Annotated in this window: 1 pseudogene; it reads right to left on the bottom strand. The window is 57.7% G+C overall.

Features of this window, described 5'->3' with window-relative positions:
- Nucleotides 1–440: pseudogene (locus ABR397_RS23355) on the bottom strand (type IV secretion protein Rhs); the annotation flags it as partial.

Raw genomic sequence — 440 nt, 5'->3', positions numbered from 1 at the left:
GTCTTAGACAGCCCCCGCTCTTCCGCTTCACGCCCCAGTATCGCCTGCGGTGGCTCCAGCAGGTTATCCGCCCGGTCATACCACAACATATCCTCATAAGCGTTACCCCAATGCGTCACTTTTTTCAGGCGACTTTCGGCGTCATAAAGATATTCGATCACGCCCCGGTAATGATCTTCCATTACCTGCAATTCGTCCTGGAGGGTGTAGAGCCACGCCCGCCACGGCTTACCCTCGCTGAGATAGGGCAGTGGCTCGGCATCGGCCTGCGTCAGCGGCAGGCTGTACTGGCGGGTACAGCGCCCCAGAGGATCATAATCGCGCAGCTGGAATAACTTGCCCTGCGTGCGGCGCGTTTCACGATGCAGGTCATCGCGCTCAAATTCAGTGATGAGTGTCTGTTCATGCCGGATCGCACTCAGGTGACCAGAGCCGTAGTA

The organism is Photorhabdus viridis, assembly GCF_040256935.1.
Classification (GTDB): Bacteria; Pseudomonadota; Gammaproteobacteria; order Enterobacterales; family Enterobacteriaceae; genus Photorhabdus; species Photorhabdus viridis.
The sequence above is the reverse complement of the archived record's forward strand: the minus strand, read 5'-3'. Positions and strand labels throughout refer to the sequence as shown.